The following is a 2,312-nucleotide window of genomic DNA, read 5'->3' as shown; positions in this document are numbered from 1 at the left end:
CTGGCAGGGATCGCAGAATAACCAATAGTAATTAATCAACCTGCTGAGTTTTGCTCAGTTTGAAGCGGAATGGCGCTCCGTTCCTCTGGAACGGATGCGCAGTTCTTGCGGAATATGCAGACCGGAGAAATTCTCCATCTGCGGAAACCACTTTTTCAGTAGGGAGAGGGCTTCCTCTTTTTTCTTTCCGGCGTTGAATGGGGTAATACCGTCCAGCGTGGCTTCAATGGCTCTTGCCTGTTTGGAGAGATGGACCGCCTGCTTGAACAGACGGGTGGGGATATGCTTCCTGCCTGTCTTGCTGGCACTTTCCCCACGCTCCAAGTCGGGATATTTCTCTACCATGTAGGCGTGAAAATCGTCCTGCCATTTTGTGAGGTTGGCTCTGTTCCCAATAATCTCCTTTGCACACAGGTGGTTGTCCTCTGTCAGCGGGACAAAGACCAAATGCAGGTGGGGCGTTTTCTCGTCCATGTGTACCACCGCCGACACGATGTTTTCTTTCCCTACCCGCCCAATTAAGAAATCAGCCGCCCTCTGGAAAAATTCCTGTATCTCCTTTGGGGACTTCTTCTTAAAAAATTCCGGACTGGCGGTAATCAGCGCATCCACAAACCGGGTGCTGTCCCTGCGTGTCCGGCAGCCTGCCTGTTCAATGCGGCTTTGAATGAAGTGGTAATACCGTCCCTCCGGCTTGACGATATGGAAGTTGTACTTGCTCCGGCTGGTGTCAATGTCGGGATTGCTGGCATACTGTTCCTTTTGCCGTTCGTGATGGGCTTCCAGCGGTCTTGCCGGATTGCCCTTGTGCTTTTCAAATCGCAAAATAGCGTGTTGTGCCATGAAACTCCTTTCCCCATGCCCTTCCATTCCGGGACTTTTCCACAGGAAAATCCCGCAGAAAATATCTCAGATAGGAAGGGAATGGATAAGATATAAATAAAATCGTTTTAATCTCTGTATTTCTATATACCGTCCGGTTTTCGTACTTCAAGAGGATTGATTATCGTACTTGTGGAGTGCGGTTTTCAGTCCGACCGCGTTCCATAACCGGATTTCTTGAAGTCGGTGTTTGGAACCGCTTCGTAGGATTTTGGGTAAATGCGGTTGGGTTTTCCACAGCCCTGCTTCTGAATCTCTACCAATCCGGCATATTGCAGCTCCCGCAGGGTGTTGACCGCCTTCTGCCGCCCGCAGTGGAGCAGCTCCACTACCTCGTTGATGGGATAGTAGAGGTAAATCCGCCCATATTCGTCCGCCCAGCCGTTTTTTCAGGATAGGTCTGTCCGGCGCAGGATAAAGGCGTACAGAACCTTTGCTTCGTTGGACAGTGGCGTGAATGTGTGGGCTTCAAAAAGGAAATTCGGAAGCCGGGTAAAGCTGACCGCCTTTCCCGGCTGATGGATATAAATGGTGTTTGTCATATCGTGTTTTGTGGACGGTTAGAAGCCCGTTTTCTGGGGCAGACGGTAGTTTCTATTGCCTGCCCCTGTTCTGTGCTTGCGAAGCCTTGTAAATCAAGGACTTTTCAGCCCCTAACTGTCCACACAAGACCTCCTTTTCCGTTCACTTTCTGTTTTCTGCCGCCTGTGAACTCTGGCGGCACAGTCGGGGCAGTATTTCGCCCGGTTGGACTTTGGGACGAACACTCTGCCGCAGACCGCACAGCGTTTTAGCTCCTTATCCCGGAAAATCTCCGCTTCCAGCGTTCCGACTTGCGGCAAAACCGACCAGCGGAACCACTTACAGCAGACCGAGAAAGAAATGGTCTGGGGGCAGGTGTGGGCGTCCCCGTCGTCAAGGGGCATACAGTTCCCGTCCTCATAGTTGCAGCACTCCCGGCGGATTAAGGCGTTTGCCTGTTTCCTCTGTGCCGGTGTCATACGGTAAAGGGAACCGTCCGGCTTGCGCTCTATGGGCGGCAGTCGTTTATATGGGTTCTCTCTCATGTGTTCCCTCCATTTTGCTTTCCTTTGCCGTTCTCCCCGAAAGGATTTCCGGCGTTGGCACGCTCCCCGGACTTCGGGACATTTTGTCCCGAAGTGGCTCGTTGCGGTGCTTCCCCTGCCAGAGTATTCCTTTTCGGACGGTTATTCATTTTTCAAGGTGCAGCTCATCGATGAACTACCATAAGTCTACACCTAAAAGACCGCCCGCCCCGTATATCCATAAGGTCGGAAATCAGCTCGGAAACACGAAAAACGCATGAGTAAATAAATTGTGAACATGCCCCTTTTCTGGTAAAATTAAAAGAAAAGGGGCGTTGGTATATGCAGGAATTATTAGATTGGCTGGAATACATAGAAGATGAT

The 2,312-nt window shown here is 50.9% G+C and carries 2 protein-coding genes and 1 pseudogene; all 3 read right to left on the bottom strand.

Annotated elements, in window-relative coordinates; translation table 11 throughout:
• Window positions 1–54 precede the first annotated feature (54 nt).
• Window positions 55–843 (bottom strand): MobV family relaxase, encoded by a 789-nt coding sequence (gene mobV, locus ABCW45_RS17630; protein ID WP_425518635.1) that lies wholly within the window; start codon window positions 841–843, stop codon window positions 55–57.
• A 185-nt stretch (window positions 844–1,028) separates the two neighbouring features.
• Window positions 1,029–1,424 (bottom strand): annotated as a pseudogene (locus tag ABCW45_RS17625) (replication initiator protein A).
• A 111-nt stretch (window positions 1,425–1,535) separates the two neighbouring features.
• On the bottom strand, window positions 1,536–1,949 hold the full coding sequence (locus ABCW45_RS17620) for a cysteine-rich VLP domain-containing protein (RefSeq protein WP_117504003.1): 414 nt from the start codon (window positions 1,947–1,949) through the stop codon (window positions 1,536–1,538).
• Between the last annotated feature and the right edge of the window lie 363 nt (window positions 1,950–2,312).

This window comes from Pilosibacter fragilis (genome assembly GCF_032490495.1).
In the GTDB taxonomy this organism is placed as follows: Bacteria; Bacillota; Clostridia; order Lachnospirales; family Lachnospiraceae; genus Pilosibacter; species Pilosibacter fragilis.
This window is presented reverse-complemented; position numbering and strand designations above follow the sequence as displayed.

Coding starts and splice junctions, on each gene's coding strand:
- mobV (WP_425518635.1), bottom strand. CDS start 843: ATGGCACAACACGCTATTTTGCGATTTGAAAAGCACAAGGGCAATCCG.
- ABCW45_RS17620 (WP_117504003.1), bottom strand. CDS start 1,949: ATGAGAGAGAACCCATATAAACGACTGCCGCCCATAGAGCGCAAGCCG.